Origin of the sequence: Streptococcus sp. CF4-3 (genome assembly GCF_024295385.1) — a bacterium.
Lineage (GTDB): Bacteria > Bacillota > Bacilli > Lactobacillales > Streptococcaceae > Streptococcus > Streptococcus infantis_I.
On the sequence record NZ_JANCPN010000010.1, the window covers coordinates 23,514 to 42,053 of the forward strand.

Below are 18,540 nucleotides of genomic sequence, written 5' to 3' on the forward strand. Positions count from 1 at the left end.
AATCGGAACATAATATAAAAAATACCAGAATAATCCTCAGAACTAGCAAACACACCACTCCCCCTTTAAGCATTTTTATGCTAAAATAGTAGCTATGGATAAAATTATTAAAACAATATCAGAAAGTGGTTCTTTTCGTGCTTTTGTTCTAGATAGCACGGAAACGGTCCGTACTGCTCAAGAAAAACATCAAACCCAAGCTAGTTCAACTGTAGCGCTTGGTCGTACTTTAATCGCCAGTCAGATTCTCGCTGCCAATGAAAAAGGGAATACCAAGCTAACCGTCAAGGTTCTTGGGACTAGCTCCCTCGGTGCCATTATCACAGTTGCAGATACCAAGGGCAACGTCAAAGGTTATGTGCAAAATCCAGGTGTTGACATCAAAAAGACTGCAACTGGCGAAGTCCTTGTCGGACCTTTTGTCGGCAATGGTCAATTTCTAGTCATTACAGACTATGGCACTGGAAATCCCTACAACTCCATGACTCCTCTCATCTCTGGAGAAATCGGTGAAGACCTAGCTTTCTATCTTACAGAAAGTCAACAAACGCCTTCAGCAGTTGGCCTCAATGTTCTTTTAGACAAAGACGACAAGGTCGAAGTTGCAGGTGGCTTTTTGCTCCAAGTATTGCCAAATGCCAAAGAGGAAGAAATCGCTCGTTTTGAAAAACGAATCCAAGAGATGCCAGCCATTTCAACTCTTCTAGAAAGTGACGACCATATCGAAGCCCTTCTCAAGGCTATCTATGGTGACGAGCCCTACAAACGTCTGTCCGAAGAAGAAATTCGTTTCCAATGTGACTGTAGCAAAGAACGCTTTATGGATGCTCTTGCCAGCCTTCCAAGTTCAGACCTTGAGGAAATGAAAGAGGAAGACCATGGGGCAGAAATCACTTGTCAATTCTGCCAAACAACTTATAACTTTGATGAAAACGACTTGGAGGAACTCATTCGTGACAAATCTTAATACACCATTTATGATTGGGAACGTCGAGATCCCAAACCGGACGGTCCTCGCACCTATGGCTGGCGTAACCAACTCAGCCTTTCGTACTATCGCAAAAGAACTTGGCGCAGGGCTCGTTGTTATGGAAATGGTCTCTGATAAGGGTATCCAATACAACAACGAAAAAACCTTACACATGCTTCATATCGACGAGGGCGAAAACCCTGTTTCCATCCAACTTTTTGGTAGCGATGAAGATAGCCTAGCTCGCGCAGCTGAATTTATCCAAGAAAATACAAAGACAGATATCGTGGATATCAACATGGGCTGTCCAGTTAACAAAATTGTGAAAAACGAAGCTGGGGCTATGTGGCTCAAGGACCCAGATAAGATTTACTCTATCATCAACAAGGTCCAATCTGTCCTTGATATCCCTCTCACTGTCAAAATGCGGACAGGTTGGTCGGACCCTTCTCTAGCAGTGGAGAATGCCCTCGCAGCTGAAGCAGCAGGTGTCTCTGCCCTCGCCATGCATGGACGGACTCGGGAACAAATGTATACGGGGCACGCTGACCTCGAGACCCTTCACAAGGTTGCGCAAGCTCTGACCAAGATTCCATTTATTGCAAATGGAGACATCCGTACGGTTCAAGAAGCGAAACAACGTATCGAAGAAGTCGGTGCCGACGCGGTCATGATTGGCCGTGCCGCTATGGGCAACCCTTACCTCTTCAATCAAATCAATCATTACTTTGAAACAGGAGAAATCCTGCCTGATTTAACCTTCGAAGACAAGATGAAGATTGCTTATGAGCATCTGAAACGCTTGATTGATCTCAAGGGCGAGCACATTGCCGTTCGCGAATTCCGCGGCTTAGCCCCTCACTACCTCCGTGGGACATCTGGTGCTGCTAAACTCCGTGGAGCCATTTCACAAGCCAGCACTCTTGCAGAGATTGAAGCACTCTTGCAACTAAACAACGCATAACCTTCTATCTACTTCACAAAAAGGCAAAGCTCAAAAACGAGCCTTGCCTTTTTATATATTTTCATCTTGTAAATCTAATTGCTTCACCCTAGCTATATAGTAGGACATAATCAAAAACAAATTGAAGCTGACAATCCAAATAGACCATTCATGGAAAAAATGCATAGATATAGCCAAACTAATTGCCCCTACTACGAAACTCCCTACAACAATCCCATAGTTTAAGGCTTGACGGCGATATTCTTGAACGTCTCCTTCTCCTCTAACGACGCGATACAAAGCAGTCAGCATTTTTCGGTAATTTCCAGAAGTCATAAAAATGACATAGGGATGATCTTCAATCAAACTGCCCGTATATGTCAGCATCATCATTCCAGTTCCAAAAGCAATAAAAGGGACTTCTAATAGAGGAAAGCGGGAAAAGAAGGGAAGAACAAGGGTTCCGATAAATAAGGGAAGTAGCATCTTAACCCGCCAATAGGCTGTTTTACGATATTCCTTCACGTGTAAGGCAAAAACAAATCCTAGGGAAAAGAAAATAATGGAGCAGAATCGCAGCATTGTATTGATAACATGTGAATCGTGCCAATCTGATATCAGTAGAAGAATGTTCCCTGTCTGTGTTGCCACCAAACTATGGTACTGGATGTGACAGAACACATCCAAAGAACCACCTATAAAGCCAAGAAATATTCCCATTAGTCGTGTATTTTGAGGTAAAATTAATTTATCTGGCATTGATTCATCACTCGTTTCCCTTTGATTTTTTCATTATACCACTTTCTCTGAAAGAAACTAAGTGAAAAACGGTCAGTTCAAGTAGACATGATTACATATACTCCTAAGTTAGTCTCATCTCTGGAGTTCATGTATGACGTCTTATCAACTGGGAATGCTGTAAGTATTCATCAACTGAGCTATTTTTAAACAAATTATTTCAGTACTAAATTCTATGGTTGAATCAAGACAACACTAGATACCGTACCATCCGCTCCTGTTGTAATTTGAATGACTTTTCCACCACCTACTTCCGCATTGTATTTTCCATCATCAAGGGTATAAGAATAACTTTGGATAGAGTAGTTTTCTTTCTTACCATCAGCAGATTCCACTGTAAACTGGCCACCTGATGAGACCGTGATAGTTTCACCATTAGCCCCCTTCCAATTCCCAGCTGCAGCCGAAAAGTCTTTGTCCACCATAGTCAAGACGCCTTTATAACGTTTGTTGTGTTCTGCCTGCTTGTCTTGAAGTTTGCGATCAGTTGCTGGATCATAAGCTGACTGATTCGGGTTTGCTTGTGTTCCTTGTTGATTGGATGGGGCTTGAGAAGGGGTTTGCTTAGCAGAAGGTTCTTGATTTTGTTTTGTTTCTGGTGCTGGTGTTGCTTGCGATTGATTAGCAGTAGTCGTTGACTGATCAGAAGATGATGACTTAGCTTTTTCTGATGAAGTTGAATTTGATGATTTCTGAGTTTTGTTCTCTTTACTTGAAGAACTCGCCTTAGAACTAGAAGATGCTTGTGTTGTCTTACTAGAATTATCACTTGCAGTGTTCTCTTTCTTATTTCCGCATGCTCCTAAAAGCAAAGTTGAAGCCAATACTGCTACTGCTAGTAAACGAATTGAATGTTTTGTTTTCATGATGCGCCTCCCATGTAATCTTTTTGAAATGTTATGAAATACTTCTGTAATGTTATTGTAATATTTGTTTTAGGGTTTGTCAACTATTTATATATGGTTTTGGTTTTTATTTATATTTGTTTTTTTTAATCCTCCTATCTCTATTATTCGTTAAAAATTTAAAAAACAGGAAATTTTTCCTACTAAAAATACTATATTTTATAAGTGTAATCGCTTGCATTTTTTTCTTGAAGGGCTATAATAAAATTGAAATAAGATATTGGAGGTGTAGGCTTATGTTAAGAAACTATTACAAGTATCTTCCTTGGTTGATTTTAGCTGCTTTCGTTTCTTATGGGGGTGCTACTCATTACGCTCAAACAACATTTGATTTGTTCTACCTAACTGCCATTTTCATGATTGTCTACGTGGCTTTATTGTATTTACACGAACATTATTTAAAATATAAATACAAAGATTTATTCATTCGAATCATGAGCAATTCTAATAAAGATAAACATCCTTAAACAAAAAGAGGTCGAGAAAATCCCGACCTCACTTTTTTATTTTAATCGATAAATAGTGATAACTTCCTTCTGAGGAATCCGTTTAAATCCAACTTCCTCTATGCTATGACCATATTTCGATAAGAAACTATCACTCGTACATGATTTGCCTGGGCATAGAGTCTCAATGAGGGCTAACCCATCATCCACTGTGAACTCATCCTCTAGTAAATAAAGGAAACGAGCGTCATAGTCGATAGCTTCTTGAATCTTCTTGATGGATGTTTGAATAATGGATAAGTGGTCAAATGCAAAGTCCTTCTCGTCAAGTTCTTTGCCATCCAAGTAACACTTGCCTGTGTGAAAATCAACATCTACAAGAACGACTTCTTTTGCATCATCTCCTGCCTGGACTAAGTCAAGAGCTCGACTAGGTAGGTAAACCAAGTGGGCAATGGTAACTGTCCAACCTCTGGGATCACGACCAGGAGTAGATACTGTCACTAACTGTTCAATCTTTTCTAGTGGAAGTTCAAGATTAATTTCTTCTTTTACCTCACGTTGACAAGCATGGGCAGCATCTTCCCCTTTATCCATAAAACCACCAACTAGCGCTAAACAATTTTGAAAAGGGTGTGCCTTCCGACGAATCAGAAAGAGTTTCATTTTCCCTTCTGCAAAGCAATAGGCTACCATATCCACAGTCACACTTGGTTTTTCATACTGAGGGAGTGCTTGCTTGTGGTACCAGTCTAAAAATTCAGCTTGACTAGCGTGAACTTCAAAGTACTCTTTTTCTGTCATCCCGGTTGGAATTATCTGATTCATCATCTTCTACTTCCTTTCTGCTTTTGATGGCAATAAAGAGGGTGGATCTACAAATTATAGATTAATAGTTCTTGTTTTATACAATGTCGAATTTCAATTGACCAGCTTTGACACCAATTTTAAGTGTCTTACCTTCTTTCAATTCACCTGTAAGAAGGAGTTCTGCTAGTTTGTCTTCTACTTCTGTTTGCAGAGTTCTGCGCAGTGGGCGAGCTCCCATTTCTGGATCATATCCCTTCTGAGCTAGAAGCTTAAGGGCAGATGCTTGGAGTTTCAAGTCAATGCCTTTTTCTGCGAGACTTGCAATCAATGGTTTGACCATAATCTTAACCACTTCCTGCATATCTTGACTTGACAAGCTGTGGAAGACCACCTTTTCGTCAATACGGTTGATAAACTCTGGACGATAAGCTTTTTTCAACTCTTCGAACATCCGTTTTTCCATATTTTCTTGGTCAAAACGAATATCCTTAGCTCCAAAACCGACTGTCTTGTCATCACGAAGAGCTGTCGCACCAAGGTTTGACGTCATGATAATAATGGTATTTGAGAAATCAACCTTGCGACCCTTACTGTCTGTTAAGACACCATCATCCAAGACCTGCAAGAGCACATTAAAGATATCTGGGTGGGCCTTTTCTACCTCGTCAAAGAGCAAGACTGAGTACGGTTTGTTACGAACCTTCTCGGTCAACTCTCCGCCCTCTTCGTAGCCTACATAACCTGGAGGAGCTCCATTGAGACGACTAGCTGCGAATTTCTCCATATATTCACTCATGTCAAAACGAATGAGGGCTGACTCGTCATCAAAGAGAACTTCTGCCAAGGCTTTGGCCAATTCTGTCTTACCAACACCTGTTGGTCCTAGGAACATAAAGGAACCAATTGGACGTTTGTTATTACGAATACCTGATTGATTTCTGCGAATGGCACGACTGATACTTGATACCGCTTGTTCCTGCCCGATAACACGTTTATGCAGTTCAGCTTCTAGATTGAGATATTTCTTGGCGTCCGTTTGTGTCAATTTTTGAACTGGAATACCTGACAAGCGACTCAAGGTTGTCAAAATATCAGACTCTTTTACTAGATCTTTATAGACTGGAACTTCCTGTTCTTTTGCAATGAGCTGAGCTGCTTGTTTCCATTTGCCATCCATCAAGGCCTTGTCCGCTGCTGTTAAACCTGACTCATCTTTTTTAGCGTGCTTTGATTTATTTTGGACAGTTGCTGCCGCTTCATCCAAAAGATCAATCGCTGAGTCTGGCAAGTGACGACTAGTCAAATAGCGATGTGCCATTTTGACAGCTGTTTCGACAGCATCATCTGTAATTTGGACATGGTGGTGTTTCTCATAAGTTGCTTTCAAGCCACGCAAGATAGCCATACTATCAGCCACACTTGGTTCCTCAATCATCACTTTTGCAAAGCGACGAGAAAGGGCTGCGTCTTTTTCGATGTGTTTTTGGTATTCTTCCTGAGTGGTTGCCCCAACAGTTCTCAGAGTTCCACGCGCTAGGGCAGGTTTCAGGATATTGGCCGCATCCAAGGTCGAATCAATACCACTTCCTGATCCCATAATGGTATGAAGCTCATCTATAAAGAGGATAACCTTACCGTCTTCCTCGATATCTTTGATGATATTGTTCATACGTTCTTCAAAGTCTCCACGGAAACGGGTTCCCGCAACCACATTCATCAAATCAAGTTCTAAGACACGCATCTTAGCCATTTCATCAGGCACATTTCCGTTGGCAATTCGCTGTGCAAGGCCAAGTGCCAGAGCTGTTTTACCAACACCTGCATCTCCAACTAGAACTGGATTGTTTTTTGTTTTTCGACTCAAGATTTGGATTATACGAGAGATTTCTTGGTCACGTCCAATAACTGGTTCCAATTTGCCTGAACGAGCTTGCTCTGTGAGGTCATGAGTGTAATCTTCCAAACCACCACTTGGAGTTTGAGGCATACCCATCATATTGGCCATAGAATTTTGCTTATCTGCTACTGATCTGTGACGCTGACGCAGAGCCTTCAAATCTTCCTTTGTCCAACCAGCACGCGCTTCAAGACTACGACGAAGCCCAGCAATCTTGACTTGATCTTTCTGGTCTTCATAAGAAAATCCTGCTTTTTCCAAAATGCGAGTAGCTAGGGCATTGCCATCATGTAAGATAGCGTAGAGAAGATGCTCTGTTCCCAATGCTTTGGCATGTACAACCGAAGCAACATGTTCCGCCTCCAACATCAAGACGTTCAAACGATAGGAAAATGGGAGCTCCTTATAATCTTCCTTATGGTTAAAGTTTGCTTCTGTTAATTCTACAGCTACTTCCTCTAAACGATCAATCTCATACGGGAATTCATTTAAAGTTGCTCCAGCAACACTGTAGCTATGATTGGCCATGGCAATCAGCAAATGCCAAGACTCTAGGTAATCTGCATCAAAGCGACTCGCTACCAGAAAGGCACTATCGATGCATTCTCTCAATGCTTTTGAATATTTCATGTCGTCTTATTTTCCTTTTCTATCTACTTCATGCAACAACTGACGAAGCATATTGGCACGAATATAATTAGCTTCCTCACCTAGAATTCGGTCTGTCCCCATAGCTAATAATAGATTCATTTCTTGGCGGGTCATGAGTTCTTGTTCGACTAAGAGTCTTAAGACATCTTCAAAGATGACTTGGTTCACCTCATCACTCACTGAATACAACAAATCGCGGAGCATATCATGATGGTTAGAGAATTCGATTCGACCAATACGAATATAGCCTCCACCACCACGCTTACTCTCAACTAGATATCCTCTACTCTCTGTAAAACGAGTCTTAATCACATAGTTGATCTGGCTAGGTACGACTTGAAAGGTATCCGCTAGCTGACTTCGTTGCAATTCTACGATACCAGATTGTTCTAAAATCGCCTTGATATAGGCTTCGATATGGTCTGATGTATTTTTAAATTTCATAGCTTGCTACCTCCTTCTTAAACTTTGACTATCTTTGACTATACTATCATTTACAACTCTATAAGTCAAACTTTTAGGGCTCAATCCTTGAAAATACTGAGTTTTAAAAATAGCTACCGTTAGCAAACTATACTTTATTTTCTATTCTACATTTCAACATTTATGTTATAATAAAAAAATTACAACTAGCTTTCAAATCCTTTGAAAGTATGTTATTTATCATCAAATCTAAGAAATATTTCGTAAAATCTATAAAAATAAAACTTCGGTATCATTAATGATGTACCGAAGTTTTTTTGTAGTGTGAGTTTTTCACAGTTTTTTAGCTATAGTTCCAAGCCCAATTCTTCTAATATCTGGCGTTTATAGGCAATTTTTTGAACGTCCTTGTCTTCAGTTTCAGACCAATTAAGTTTGACTTCAGAAACAATCTGACCAGGGCGATTTTTCAAGATATAGATGCGATCACTGAGATTGAGGGCTTCCTCTATACTATGGGTGATGATTAAGGTCGTTAACCCTAGCTGTTTATGAATATCAAGATACCAGGCATGAAGTTCCATCTTAGTCATCTCATCCAAAGCGCTAAAGGCCTCGTCTAGAAGAAAGAGCTTGTGCCCGAAAAGGTAGGTACGGAGTAAAGCAACACGCTGGCGCATCCCACCACTGAGTTCATGAGGGTACTTATCCCTTACAGCCGTCAACTGAAAGGTAGCAAGAATTTCATCTGCTTTGGCAATGGCTTCTGCCTTGTCCACCTTTTGGATCAAGAGGGGCAAAATGATATTGCCAAGGACAGTCTTGTGTTCCAAGAGCAAATCCTTTTGGAGCATATAACTCACACGCCCCTTGGGATTTTCCTCCCCGTCAAGCACAATTCTACCTGACTGGACTTCTAAAATCCCTGCAATCAGGTTAAAGAGGGTGGTCTTTCCAACACCACTGGGTCCCAAGATGGAGACCACTTCACCTGAAACCACTTGTAGGTTAATGTCCTCTAAAATCTTTTCATTGTCGTAGGCATAGCTTACGTGTTCAAGTCTAATTTCTGTCATTATTTTACAAATTCGTTAGTGAATCCTTTATCAGTCAAGTCTTCCTTGAGGATACCATTTTCTTTATCCCATTTGTAGAAGGCATTCCAGCGGTCCGCATCAAATTGCCCCCATTTTTCCTTGTCGCTTGCATATTCTTTTGACAAGTATTTCTGAGATTCGATGACAAAGTCACGTTTATCCTTTAACTCAGGGGCATTCTTGATCAAGATATCAGCCGCTTCTTCTGGGTGATCCATCGCGTATTGGTAACCTTTTTTGATAGCTTGGATGACTTTACGAGCTTCTTCTTTGTTGTCTTTTAGATAGTCGTTGTTTGCAATGATGACTGGTGAGTAGTAGTCAAACTCTTTTACATAGTCTTTCAAATACATGAAGTTGGCATCCACACCTTGCGATTTAGCAAGGATTCCATCCCAACCATAATAAATCCAAGCAGAGTCAAAAACTCCATTGGCAATCGGTGTGATCGAGTTCGAGTCGTTGTTTGGTACTTTTTCAACCTTCTCAAAGTCTCCACCTTGAGATTCTACCAAGGTTTTCAACATCGCAAGTTCAGTTGGGTCATTCCAGGTTCCGTATTTCTTCCCTACCAAGTCTTTAGGACTAGTTACATTATCAGATTTACGAGAGATGATCCCTGATGTATTGTGCTCAACGATCGCTGCAACGGCAGTAATGCCTGCTCCTTTTTCCAATTTCTTAGCCATGTAATCTTGGAAATAGATAGCAAATGGCGCCTTGCCATTGATAACCAAGTCAGATGAACTTTCTTCTGGTGGCAATTTCAAATCAACATCCACTCCAGCTTCTTTGAAATAACCTTTTTCCTTGGCAACATAAAGCCCTGTATGATTGGTATTTGGTGTCCAGTCTAGGATAAAGTCAATTTTTTTGAGTTCTGCTTCTTTGTTATCCTTAGAAGCTGTTCCTTGGCCACAAGCCACAAGCACGACAGCTAGAAGAGCTGTTACAACCGTTAAAAACACTTTCCATGTTTTCTTCATTTTTAATTCCTCTTTTCTTTTTCTAAAACGCTTCTTTTAAGCACGTTTCCATTTAATCACATATTTTTCACTGATATCGACTAGCTTCATACCCAGAAGACTGATCAGCGATACCAGAATAATAATCGCAAACATAGTATCATACTGAAACAGTTTTTTGGACTGAATCATGTAGACACCTAGTCCTTCAAAGCCTCCCAACCACTCAGATACCACTGTTGTGATAAAGGCGTAGGAGACACTGACCCTAAGTCCTGCATAAAAGTAAGGCAGGCTGACAGGGATTTTAAAATGCCACAGGATTTGCCAAGGATTGGCTCGCATCAGACTAAACAAGGTCAGCATATCCTTGTCACAATGCCTAAAACCATCTAAAATACTGACGATAATAGGAAAAGTTGTCGTCAAGATAATCAAGACAATCTTGGGCAAGATTCCATAACCCAACCATAACACTAGGATAGGGGCCATGGCAATGGTCGGTATGGTCTGGACAACTACCATCATGGGGTAAATCAAGTCATTGAGCCAACTCAGACTATCCATAAGGACGGCCATGATACAGGCTATCAAGACACCCAAGGCCAAACCTAATAAGGCTACTCTCAAGGTTGCCCAACTATGGTACCAGAGAAATTCTCTGTCACGAACAAAAGACTGGAGAATCTCAAGTGGTGTCGGCAGGATAAACTTTGGTAAGAGTTTTAAGAGTCCCGCCACCTGCCAAGCGGATAAGACACCCAAAAATCCTAGCAGACTAATATGCCGTCTCATTATACTTTTCAAGTTTCTCATCGATGCTTAAAATCTCTCCTATATTTATTTTCACATTGGCAAAAACATTGTCTGCTCCCTGACCTGCCACTTCTAGCGCTTCTTTGAGAATGCGCATAAGCTCATCAAACTCCCCCTCCAAAACCGTTTCAAAGGGTGTCACCACCATGGCCACTCCTTGAGTTTGCAGATAAGCAATGACCTGATCAATTACAGCTATGCGGTCAATCCCTTGTGACAGGGGCAGGACTTGTAAAGCAATGCTTGCTTTCATTAAAACCTCCTTCTAAGTTACAGTTTTTCTTTGTAAAAAAAGAAAAACCTCTTCCATATATGAAAAAGGTGCAAAATTAGGCCAAGTATCGTTCCCTACGCTGGCATTACCCAGATCAGGTGCGGTCGAAGTTTAACACTTCCTCTCAGACTGTACACAGACTCCCATATATTATATGGACATATGATAACGAAAAATAAATAAGATGTCAAGGAAACTGCTTACAGAAAAAGAGAGTGGGACAGAAATCGGTAATTCGTTAGAATTCGATTTCGTCGTCCCACCTCCGCACAGTTGAGTAGGGCTGTAAAAGCTGATGAAATCAGCGTAGTAAAGCCCACTCAACCACTGCGTCTTGCTCGACAATCCAAAGAAAATTGAGAGGCTAGGACTTTTGTCCCAACCTCTCCTCTAATCATCTATTCTCAGTTAATTCTTTCAATTAAAGCATAGGTGCAAATAACTGTGTTACTTCTTTAATCATCATTTGATACCATGTAGGATTTATGGTATCCGAGAAGATTTCTTGAGATTGTTCAAAAATTCCTTCAAAATCTTTTCGAATATCCGCTATTGACTCTGTTTTGTAGAGTAGTACTGCATTTTCATAGTGATGAACCAAGCTACGATAATCCAAGTTAATAGTGCCGACAGCCGCAAATCGATCATCAACAATCATTTGCTTACTATGGATAAAGCCAGGTGTGTATTCAAAAATGCGAACACCCGCAGATAAAAGATCTGGATAAGCTCCCCGTGTTATCAGTTGAATGAGCTTCTTGTCTGGTACAAAGGGAGTAACTATTCTCACATCTACGCCTCGCATAGCCGCATTTTTTATATCCTCTGTCAAATCATAATCGATAATGAGATAAGGCGTTGTGATATAAACAAAATCTTCTGCTTGGTTAATCAGATTTTGATAAACAATCTTCCCTACCTTAGTTTTATAGATTGGCTTAGGTCCACTGCCGTATGGGATACAAAGACCGCTACCAAATCGTGTCTGATTTTCCAAATGATACTGATCAAAGTCACTAATCTCCCCACGGTTGATGTACCAGTTCATGAGAAATAGTCTGGTAAATGCTTGAGTCGCCGGACCATCAATCCGAATCCCACTATCTTTCCAGTGTCCAAAACGTTCAATATGATTGATATATTCGTCTGCAAGATTGATTCCTCCAGTATAGGAAATTTGTCCATCAATCACTAATATTTTCCGGTGGTCACGGTTATTATAGGCCACTGTCATACGAGGAATCACCTTATTAAATTTATGAGCATCAATCCCTTTAGAACGCAAATGAACAGTATAATCCCCAGGCAAAGTCACCATACAACCGATGTCGTCATAGAGCATCTTGATTTCGACTCCCTGAGCTGCTTTTTCTTCCAGAATTTCAAGTATGCTATCCCACATCAAACCTTCGTCGACAATGTAGTATTCTAGAAAAATAAATTTTTCTGCTCTTTTAAGATCCTCCAGCATCTGCTTCCACATTTCTTCTCCATCTGCGAAAAATTGTGAATCTGTCTGGTCATAGACTTCTGCATTACTATCCATATGTAGCAAGGCATTGATAATTCCGTAAGCTGGTTTGTCTGTCTCCTGTAGTTGTAAATGGAGTTGCCGCCCATTATTCTCATGAAATGCAATAGAATTCAATTCCTGGAGTTGTTTCAGTTCTTTTTTTGATAGTCTTCTCTCACCGAACATGAGATAAAGCAGTGGACCAAACACCGGTACAAAGGTCACAATCAACCAAGTCACTTTGCTTTCAGGTGACATCGAACGATTGACAATCGCTATAACGGTTGCTACGCTAATCAAAAATACAAGAGTCACCCAAATAATCGGAGCAATCTGGCTCATGTAAAGAATAATTCCGAAAACAAGAAATAATTCTATCAGGATAATCGCAATACTAAAGCCATACTTGGACATTAATAAGCGAAATTTTCTTATTCCCATATCTCCCTCTCAATTTCTAAGTATACTCCCTAATATACTGTCTGAAAACGCTTGTTACCTTCTAGTATACTTAGTTTCGTAAAAGTTATCAAGCTTTTTCTGTATAGGCCGATAGTTCTATGTTTAAAATTAATTTAAAAAGCAGGCCACTTATATGTGCCTGCTATTATTTTACAATTTCAAAGCCAACATATTGACCGTCATACCAGCTGCAGTTCCCATCAAGAAGATGGTATCTCCTTCTTTTACATAGCCATGATCGAGTGCATAAGCCAAACCAAAAGGTACAGCAACGGAGACCATATTTCCATAATCCGTAACGAGATTAAGGTACTTGTCTTCGTCTACACCCAGTTTTCCCATGACCAAAGGAAGAGCGCGACTAGCTTGGTGGGGAATAATATAGTCTACAGCATCTTTAGAAATGCCTGATTTCTCTTGGAATTCTTGGAACATTTCTGGAATGACACGAGCAGAAAGCAAGAGGATTTTCTTGCCTTTCATATCAAACATAAAATTTGTCTTGGTCTCTTCAGAGTACTCTTTTGGTTGATAAGAAGTCAAGCCTCCACGAATCTCTGTATCGTGAGCCCCCTCTGACCAAGTACGTTGAAGACTAGCGATAACTCCCTTATCCTTATCACTTGATTGGAAAATAAAGGCTGCTGCCCCATCACTAAAGAGTTCATAACTTTCTTTTTGCTTTGGATTGAGACCCAAGCTACCAACTTCACTGGATACAATCAAAACACGACGGTATTCCCCAGCTTCAATCAAATGTGACATGGTTGATAAAGCAGAGATAAAACTTGTACAAGTCGTATTGATATCCATAGCTGGGATAGAGAGCCCTTTTGCCACACGTTCATGTATCAAAGCTGCCGTACAAGGAATCGGCTGAACACCAACCGCACTAGCTGATACCAGGCAATCAATGTCTTTCATACTCAAATTTGCATTTTCAAGTGCAGCTTGGATAGCTGCTTCTGCCAAATCTAGTTGCGTTTCTTCATTTTCAACCACACGATGACGGGTCTGGTCTTTAAATTGCACCGTATTTTTTGGGAGGCAGACTCCATATCCTACAATTTCTACATGTCTTTTTACTTCTGTCATAATTTTTTGTCCTTTCATAAACGTTGGATACGTTTGAGCTTACGACTTGTATCCCAGTGATAATCTGAAAATTGTATTTCAGGTTCTTTAAACTCTTTTTGTTGCGCCAAAAGTCGAAACTGCTCTGTAATCGCTGTTTCAACCTGCTCATCTCTTCGACTCAGACAAACTTCCACTAGCTTCTCAGAATGTTGCTTGACTTGATAATCTCCAACATTCTCCACAAAGAGAATGCAACGTCTGATAAAGTCAGGATAAATCGTTACCTGATCTCCGTCCTGTCCATCAAAATAGAAGATGTCGTCAGAACGCCCTTCGACCTTGTCAATCCTTGTGCAATGAGATCCACATGGACAAGGTTCAGGATTCTCAACCAAGATATCGTTGAGCTGGTAGCGATAAACAGGCTGACTGATTCGTTTAAAGTCCGTAATCACCGGATAAAAACGTCGGTCATCCAAGTAGTGTTTTTCCACAAAAATGATGTCTTCATTGAGATGAAGATTCCCAGCAGAGCAAGTGCAAGCTAGGAAACCTTCGGTTGCCTGGTAGACTTGGTCAATAATCGGCAACTCAAAAGCGCTCAAAATTCGCTCTTTATCACTATCTTCCAAGATTTCAGCCACCGAAACGATTTTTTGTGGGTGTATGACCAACTCCCCATCTTTTAGACGCTTGCTCAATTCAATCAACATAGAAGCAGGCGCTACCACAATGGTCGGTTGATAACTATTGAGACGCTCTATGTGCTCATCTGTATTCTTGAAAATATCAAAGTACTCTAAACGAATAAGTGCCGTATTGATAGTCTGATACAATTCATTATCCGCTCTGAGGAAAAAGGCTATGCGTTGCCCAAAAAGGTGACCTTTGGGCAACATTTTTGCCAAGATAGCTGCTGCCCACATACTGCGCTCTTTTTCGGTTGTGATAAAGAGTCCCCGGTGTCCAGATGTCCCAGAAGACAACCCAACAGCTATTTCTCCTTTGAGTTCTGTAAAATTCCTGGTCTTTTCACTTTCGATAGCCAAAGCCAAGGCCTCGTCTCGATCCACACCTTGAGTATTGAGCTCATTGAAATGCGTCATCATAAAAGCCTTGTCCATATGATCAAAGTCGTTAGGTACACCATTTTTAAAATAAGGTGACTCACGCTTGAGAAAGTCCATATAGCTAACCAGTTGCTTTTTCTGATAGTTTTCTAATGCTTCTCGAGACTTAAAATTATGAAGCCAACGAGTTTGGATAAAAGTTTTAAGAAAGGTTATTTTTTTCATACAAGATCCGCTCAATCCTTTCTACAGGGTCATGGCTAACCAGCACTTCTATCCCATCCTTTAAAACCTCTTCCAAGAGCTCTGTTCCCTTGATATAGTCATCCTTACTATCTTGCACCAAGGAAGGAATCAGATGCATCTGTTTGGTGTAGGGTAAAAGGTCAATTCCCCAACAAAGATCTGCTGCGATAAAGAGATGATAATCTGGAATAAAGAGACAAGCTTGCCCCTTAGCATGCCCATCAATAGAAGCAACTAAGATACTACCATCTCCAAACAAATCATAGGTAGGGCGATACTTAAAGTTAGCATTTTGCTGATTTGCCTTGATGACTGTCAATCTTTCCTCGAAGTCACTCGGTAAAAATTCTTTAAAAATTAAATCTTTTAATTTTGGTTTCTTGTATACATCATAGACTTCCTGGGTCAGGATAAAGTTTGCATTCGGAAAGAAGCTAGCCCCTCCTAAATGATCTGGATGTAGATGAGACAGCAAGACATAGTTGATTTCTTCTAGTTTGATCTCTTTAGCTTTCAGCAAGTGCGAAATCTGATCTTTCTCCGTCATTTGAACAGGCGTTCCTAGACGATACAAGCCATAACGAAGTTGCCTCTTAATATCATAGTGATAGCCAGTATCATAGAGCAGATAGCCCTTATCCCTGTGCTTGATAAGGAACACTCCTGCGGGGAAAGTCATCTTTCTATTCTTGACACCCTTAAAAAGCAAACCGGCATAACTCGTACAATATCCGGCTGGGAAATACTCAATGCTTTCGATAATCTTGGACATATTGTTCAATCCCTTCTGAAATCCTAATTTTCGGATGATAACCTAAGTCCTTCTCAGCCTTACTAATATCAAGAGTCTGACTATAGCGAAGCAGATAATAGGTATATCGAGTTAGAGGTGGCTCCCCTTTAAGGTTCAAGGTCTTGTATATAAATTCTAAACTACTTGCAATTCCTGATAAGAGAGATGCTGGAATTTTTCTATATTTGATTGGATAACCCAGACCTGTCAAACTTTCCTCTAGTAAATCTCTAAAAGCCCTCGGTTCACCATTAGTAATGTTATAAACCTCACCTTTAGCTTCTGGAGCTTCTATGGCCAAACGGATAGCCAGAGCAACATTTTCCACACAAGTCATGTCCATGAGCTGACGCCCATCCCCAATCAAAGGAATTCCAAGTTTTTGACTCAGATTGATAACCCGTGGCAAGATGCTAGTGTCCCCAATCCCAAACAGGCCCCGAGGTCTTAAGATGATGCTAGGAACATCTGGATAATCTTTAAAGAGTTTCTCCGAAGCTAATTTGCTACGGATATAGTTATTGAGATTATTTTCCTCTGGAGCATCACTTTCTTTAATCCCTAGTTGATCTCTAGGAGCAGCATAGATGCTTGGTGAGGATACATAGACTAAACGTTGAATACCAGCTTGTCGACAAGCTTCGAGAACATACTTTGTCCCTAATACATTAGCCAGATAAAAATCTTCCCACGGACCCCAAACGGTTGATAGAGCTCCCGCATGAACGACCAGATCCATCCCCTTGCAAGCCTCTAGCACATCATCAGCTTTGGTCAAATCACCCTGAAAAAAACTAATCGAAGAATTCTCTAAAGAGCGACCAACCTTACTGTTTCTACCAAAAGCTCGAACCTGATAGCCATGCTGGACTAATTCATCTACAACATATTTACCCAGGAAACCTGTCGCTCCAGTTACTAAAACTGTTTTCATTTTTCCTTCTCCTTATCTTCTAGCAGACGATGGATTTCGCTCTCTAAGATTTCCGTCGGATGATAATACTGTGTTGCTTGGCGTAAAGTCTCTAATTCTGGCCAATTTTCTTTAGCTAACAGCTCCTCAAAGGCTTGTCCAATGGCCTTGCTATTATCTCTTTTAGCTGAGAAAGCAACACCGGCTTCAACCCCACGAACGGCATAATCAAATTGATCATAATCATGAGGTAATATCAAAGCTGGTTTACCATAAATAATGCATTGATAAAAAATCCCAGCTCCCCCATGATGAATCACATAATCCATCTGGGGAATGTACTCCTTATAAGGTAGATAAGAAACTACGGAAAGGTTCTCCATGAGATTTTCACATTGGAAGGCTTCTCCACCCACACCACGTGTCACAAAAAAATGACAGTCTGGATGAGCTTTTGCAAGTTGCTTAGCTTGATAGATAAGGTTTTCTTTAGCCCAAGCAAGTTGTGTACCACAAGTCACTAAGACTTTCTTTTGATTAGAAAATGTTGATAAATCTAAAGGATAATCCTCTCCTGTCTCAACTGAAGCACCAGAAGGACCAATCCACTTGTAGTGTTTTGGAAATCCCTTTTTTAATTCTACTTCTTTCATACCAATACCAAGAATTGAATATGGAGAATAAATGGTCTCATGACCGAGTTGATTATACAATTTAAAATGATATCTTTTTAAGCGATCACGAAGCAGAAAAGATACAATTCGTTTCACTAAACGAGTTGCTTTTCTACCTAAAAATTGTACTGAAACTTGCCAACCATTCTTAGGACTCCCCATACCACCAATTAGACAAGGCGGGCCGTCAGTAGTCTCTAAAACAAATTGTGTAGCCATGGTAGTGATCCAAGGAATTCCAAGTTGATTAGCTACTAAACCTCCAGACAAGGTTATAAAATCAGCAATGACGATATCAGGGCGATTCTTTTGCCACTCTTCCAATAATTGATCTGAAACTACATTAATTAAATCAATACTAGAAGAAAGTTGTTGATAAGCTGATAATATCCCTAATTGCTTATCATTATTAGCTGCACGTTCAAAATCCTCAATGTGATTTTCTAATATTGGAACTACATGAAAACCTGCAGATTCAGCAACGGCCTTTTTTTGAGGACCAGTGAATAAGCGAATATCATATCGAGGGTTATTAAGTAAGGGGATGAGTAAATTCATTGTTGGGTACAAATGTCCACTTAAAGGAACAACTACAACATCAATTTTGATTCTTTTCATATGTCTAGGATATCAAATTTTAAAAAAAAGAACTATCGATAAGATAATTCTTTACACATTTATTAGTTTGGACATGAAAATGTAACGAAACATTTAAGAAAACTAAATGTAAATTTACAGATAATAACAATCAAAATCAAATATAAAAAAAAAGGCAATTGCCTCAATTTAAGTATTGA

The 18,540-nt window shown here is 40.2% G+C and carries 18 protein-coding genes; 3 read left to right on the forward strand and 15 right to left on the reverse strand.

Features of this window, described 5'->3' with window-relative positions:
• Positions 1 to 94: 94 nt before the first annotated feature.
• Entirely contained in the window at positions 95 to 967 is an 873-nt protein-coding gene (hslO, locus tag NML75_RS08275; protein WP_004254034.1) for an Hsp33 family molecular chaperone HslO, read from the forward strand.
• Positions 954 to 1,934, forward strand: coding sequence for a tRNA dihydrouridine synthase DusB (dusB, locus tag NML75_RS08280; RefSeq protein ID WP_025170587.1), 981 nt, complete (start codon positions 954 to 956; stop codon positions 1,932 to 1,934). The genes hslO and dusB overlap by 14 nt, the downstream gene beginning before the upstream one ends.
• Positions 1,935 to 1,985: 51 nt before the next feature.
• Here dusB and NML75_RS08285 read toward each other — a convergent pair whose 3' ends face one another.
• Both NML75_RS08285 and NML75_RS08290 read right to left on the reverse strand, forming a co-directional pair.
• A complete protein-coding gene (locus NML75_RS08285; protein WP_004254040.1) occupies positions 1,986 to 2,672 on the reverse strand; it encodes a DUF1275 family protein in 687 nt (228 codons plus the stop codon).
• A 212-nt stretch (positions 2,673 to 2,884) separates the two neighbouring features.
• Positions 2,885 to 3,577, reverse strand: coding sequence for a hypothetical protein (locus tag NML75_RS08290; protein ID WP_004254042.1), 693 nt, complete (start codon positions 3,575 to 3,577; stop codon positions 2,885 to 2,887).
• A 275-nt stretch (positions 3,578 to 3,852) separates the two neighbouring features.
• Here NML75_RS08290 and NML75_RS08295 point away from each other — a divergent pair, with 275 nt between their 5' ends.
• The gene (locus tag NML75_RS08295) at positions 3,853 to 4,083 is read left to right on the forward strand and encodes a hypothetical protein (RefSeq protein WP_004254045.1); all 231 of its coding nucleotides are present in this window, start codon (positions 3,853 to 3,855) and stop codon (positions 4,081 to 4,083) included.
• A 36-nt stretch (positions 4,084 to 4,119) separates the two neighbouring features.
• Here the strand turns inward: NML75_RS08295 and NML75_RS08300 are convergent, their stop codons facing one another.
• From NML75_RS08300 to NML75_RS08360, 13 genes are all read right to left on the reverse strand, one after another.
• On the reverse strand, positions 4,120 to 4,893 hold the full coding sequence (locus NML75_RS08300; protein WP_004254048.1) for an NUDIX domain-containing protein: 774 nt from the start codon (positions 4,891 to 4,893) through the stop codon (positions 4,120 to 4,122).
• Between the two features lie 73 nt (positions 4,894 to 4,966).
• Positions 4,967 to 7,399 carry an ATP-dependent Clp protease ATP-binding subunit gene (locus NML75_RS08305; RefSeq protein ID WP_070678276.1) on the reverse strand — a complete coding sequence of 811 codons (2,433 nt, stop codon included), beginning with the start codon at positions 7,397 to 7,399 and terminating at the stop codon, positions 4,967 to 4,969.
• 6 nt (positions 7,400 to 7,405) lie between these two features.
• The gene (locus NML75_RS08310; protein ID WP_004254054.1) at positions 7,406 to 7,864 is read right to left on the reverse strand and encodes a CtsR family transcriptional regulator; all 459 of its coding nucleotides are present in this window, start codon (positions 7,862 to 7,864) and stop codon (positions 7,406 to 7,408) included.
• Between the two features lie 326 nt (positions 7,865 to 8,190).
• Positions 8,191 to 8,919: an ABC transporter ATP-binding protein gene (locus NML75_RS08315; RefSeq protein ID WP_004254058.1), complete on the reverse strand. Its 729-nt coding sequence runs from the start codon at positions 8,917 to 8,919 to the stop codon at positions 8,191 to 8,193.
• Positions 8,919 to 9,926, reverse strand: a complete 1,008-nt coding sequence (locus NML75_RS08320) for an ABC transporter substrate-binding protein (protein WP_070678279.1) — start codon at positions 9,924 to 9,926, stop codon at positions 8,919 to 8,921. Before NML75_RS08320 ends, NML75_RS08315 begins: the two co-directional genes overlap by 1 nt.
• A 36-nt stretch (positions 9,927 to 9,962) precedes the next feature.
• Positions 9,963 to 10,721: an ABC transporter permease gene (locus NML75_RS08325; RefSeq protein WP_074324961.1), complete on the reverse strand. Its 759-nt coding sequence runs from the start codon at positions 10,719 to 10,721 to the stop codon at positions 9,963 to 9,965.
• On the reverse strand, positions 10,684 to 10,974 hold the full coding sequence (locus NML75_RS08330) for a thiamine-binding protein (protein ID WP_004254065.1): 291 nt from the start codon (positions 10,972 to 10,974) through the stop codon (positions 10,684 to 10,686). Before NML75_RS08330 ends, NML75_RS08325 begins: the two co-directional genes overlap by 38 nt.
• Positions 10,975 to 11,416: 442 nt before the next feature.
• Positions 11,417 to 12,949 (reverse strand): cardiolipin synthase, encoded by a 1,533-nt coding sequence (gene cls, locus NML75_RS08335; protein ID WP_070678285.1) that lies wholly within the window; start codon positions 12,947 to 12,949, stop codon positions 11,417 to 11,419.
• Between the two features lie 171 nt (positions 12,950 to 13,120).
• The gene (locus NML75_RS08340; protein ID WP_004254070.1) at positions 13,121 to 14,065 is read right to left on the reverse strand and encodes a 3-oxoacyl-[acyl-carrier-protein] synthase III C-terminal domain-containing protein; all 945 of its coding nucleotides are present in this window, start codon (positions 14,063 to 14,065) and stop codon (positions 13,121 to 13,123) included.
• A gap of 14 nt (positions 14,066 to 14,079) precedes the next feature.
• The gene (locus NML75_RS08345; RefSeq protein ID WP_004254074.1) at positions 14,080 to 15,342 is read right to left on the reverse strand and encodes a F390 synthetase-related protein; all 1,263 of its coding nucleotides are present in this window, start codon (positions 15,340 to 15,342) and stop codon (positions 14,080 to 14,082) included.
• Positions 15,320 to 16,135, reverse strand: coding sequence for an MBL fold metallo-hydrolase (locus tag NML75_RS08350; protein WP_004254076.1), 816 nt, complete (start codon positions 16,133 to 16,135; stop codon positions 15,320 to 15,322). The genes NML75_RS08345 and NML75_RS08350 overlap by 23 nt, the downstream gene beginning before the upstream one ends.
• Positions 16,110 to 17,090: an NAD-dependent epimerase/dehydratase family protein gene (locus NML75_RS08355; protein WP_004254079.1), complete on the reverse strand. Its 981-nt coding sequence runs from the start codon at positions 17,088 to 17,090 to the stop codon at positions 16,110 to 16,112. The genes NML75_RS08350 and NML75_RS08355 overlap by 26 nt, the downstream gene beginning before the upstream one ends.
• Positions 17,087 to 18,361, reverse strand: a complete 1,275-nt coding sequence (locus NML75_RS08360; RefSeq protein WP_025170590.1) for a glycosyltransferase — start codon at positions 18,359 to 18,361, stop codon at positions 17,087 to 17,089. The genes NML75_RS08355 and NML75_RS08360 overlap by 4 nt, the downstream gene beginning before the upstream one ends.
• Positions 18,362 to 18,540 lie beyond the last annotated feature (179 nt).

Bases quoted from the DNA above. Each gene is read 5' to 3' on its own strand.
- hslO (WP_004254034.1), top strand. From the start codon at position 95: ATGGATAAAATTATTAAAACAATATCAGAAAGTGGTTCTTTTCGTGCT.
- NML75_RS08285 (WP_004254040.1), bottom strand. From the start codon at position 2,672: ATGCCAGATAAATTAATTTTACCTCAAAATACACGACTAATGGGAATA.
- NML75_RS08290 (WP_004254042.1), bottom strand. From the start codon at position 3,577: ATGAAAACAAAACATTCAATTCGTTTACTAGCAGTAGCAGTATTGGCT.
- NML75_RS08295 (WP_004254045.1), top strand. From the start codon at position 3,853: ATGTTAAGAAACTATTACAAGTATCTTCCTTGGTTGATTTTAGCTGCT.
- NML75_RS08300 (WP_004254048.1), bottom strand. From the start codon at position 4,893: ATGATGAATCAGATAATTCCAACCGGGATGACAGAAAAAGAGTACTTT.
- NML75_RS08305 (WP_070678276.1), bottom strand. From the start codon at position 7,399: ATGAAATATTCAAAAGCATTGAGAGAATGCATCGATAGTGCCTTTCTG.
- NML75_RS08310 (WP_004254054.1), bottom strand. From the start codon at position 7,864: ATGAAATTTAAAAATACATCAGACCATATCGAAGCCTATATCAAGGCG.
- NML75_RS08315 (WP_004254058.1), bottom strand. From the start codon at position 8,919: ATGACAGAAATTAGACTTGAACACGTAAGCTATGCCTACGACAATGAA.
- NML75_RS08320 (WP_070678279.1), bottom strand. From the start codon at position 9,926: ATGAAGAAAACATGGAAAGTGTTTTTAACGGTTGTAACAGCTCTTCTA.
- NML75_RS08325 (WP_074324961.1), bottom strand. From the start codon at position 10,721: ATGAGAAACTTGAAAAGTATAATGAGACGGCATATTAGTCTGCTAGGA.
- NML75_RS08330 (WP_004254065.1), bottom strand. From the start codon at position 10,974: ATGAAAGCAAGCATTGCTTTACAAGTCCTGCCCCTGTCACAAGGGATT.
- cls (WP_070678285.1), bottom strand. From the start codon at position 12,949: ATGGGAATAAGAAAATTTCGCTTATTAATGTCCAAGTATGGCTTTAGT.
- NML75_RS08340 (WP_004254070.1), bottom strand. From the start codon at position 14,065: ATGACAGAAGTAAAAAGACATGTAGAAATTGTAGGATATGGAGTCTGC.
- NML75_RS08345 (WP_004254074.1), bottom strand. From the start codon at position 15,342: ATGAAAAAAATAACCTTTCTTAAAACTTTTATCCAAACTCGTTGGCTT.
- NML75_RS08350 (WP_004254076.1), bottom strand. From the start codon at position 16,135: ATGTCCAAGATTATCGAAAGCATTGAGTATTTCCCAGCCGGATATTGT.
- NML75_RS08355 (WP_004254079.1), bottom strand. From the start codon at position 17,090: ATGAAAACAGTTTTAGTAACTGGAGCGACAGGTTTCCTGGGTAAATAT.
- NML75_RS08360 (WP_025170590.1), bottom strand. From the start codon at position 18,361: ATGAAAAGAATCAAAATTGATGTTGTAGTTGTTCCTTTAAGTGGACAT.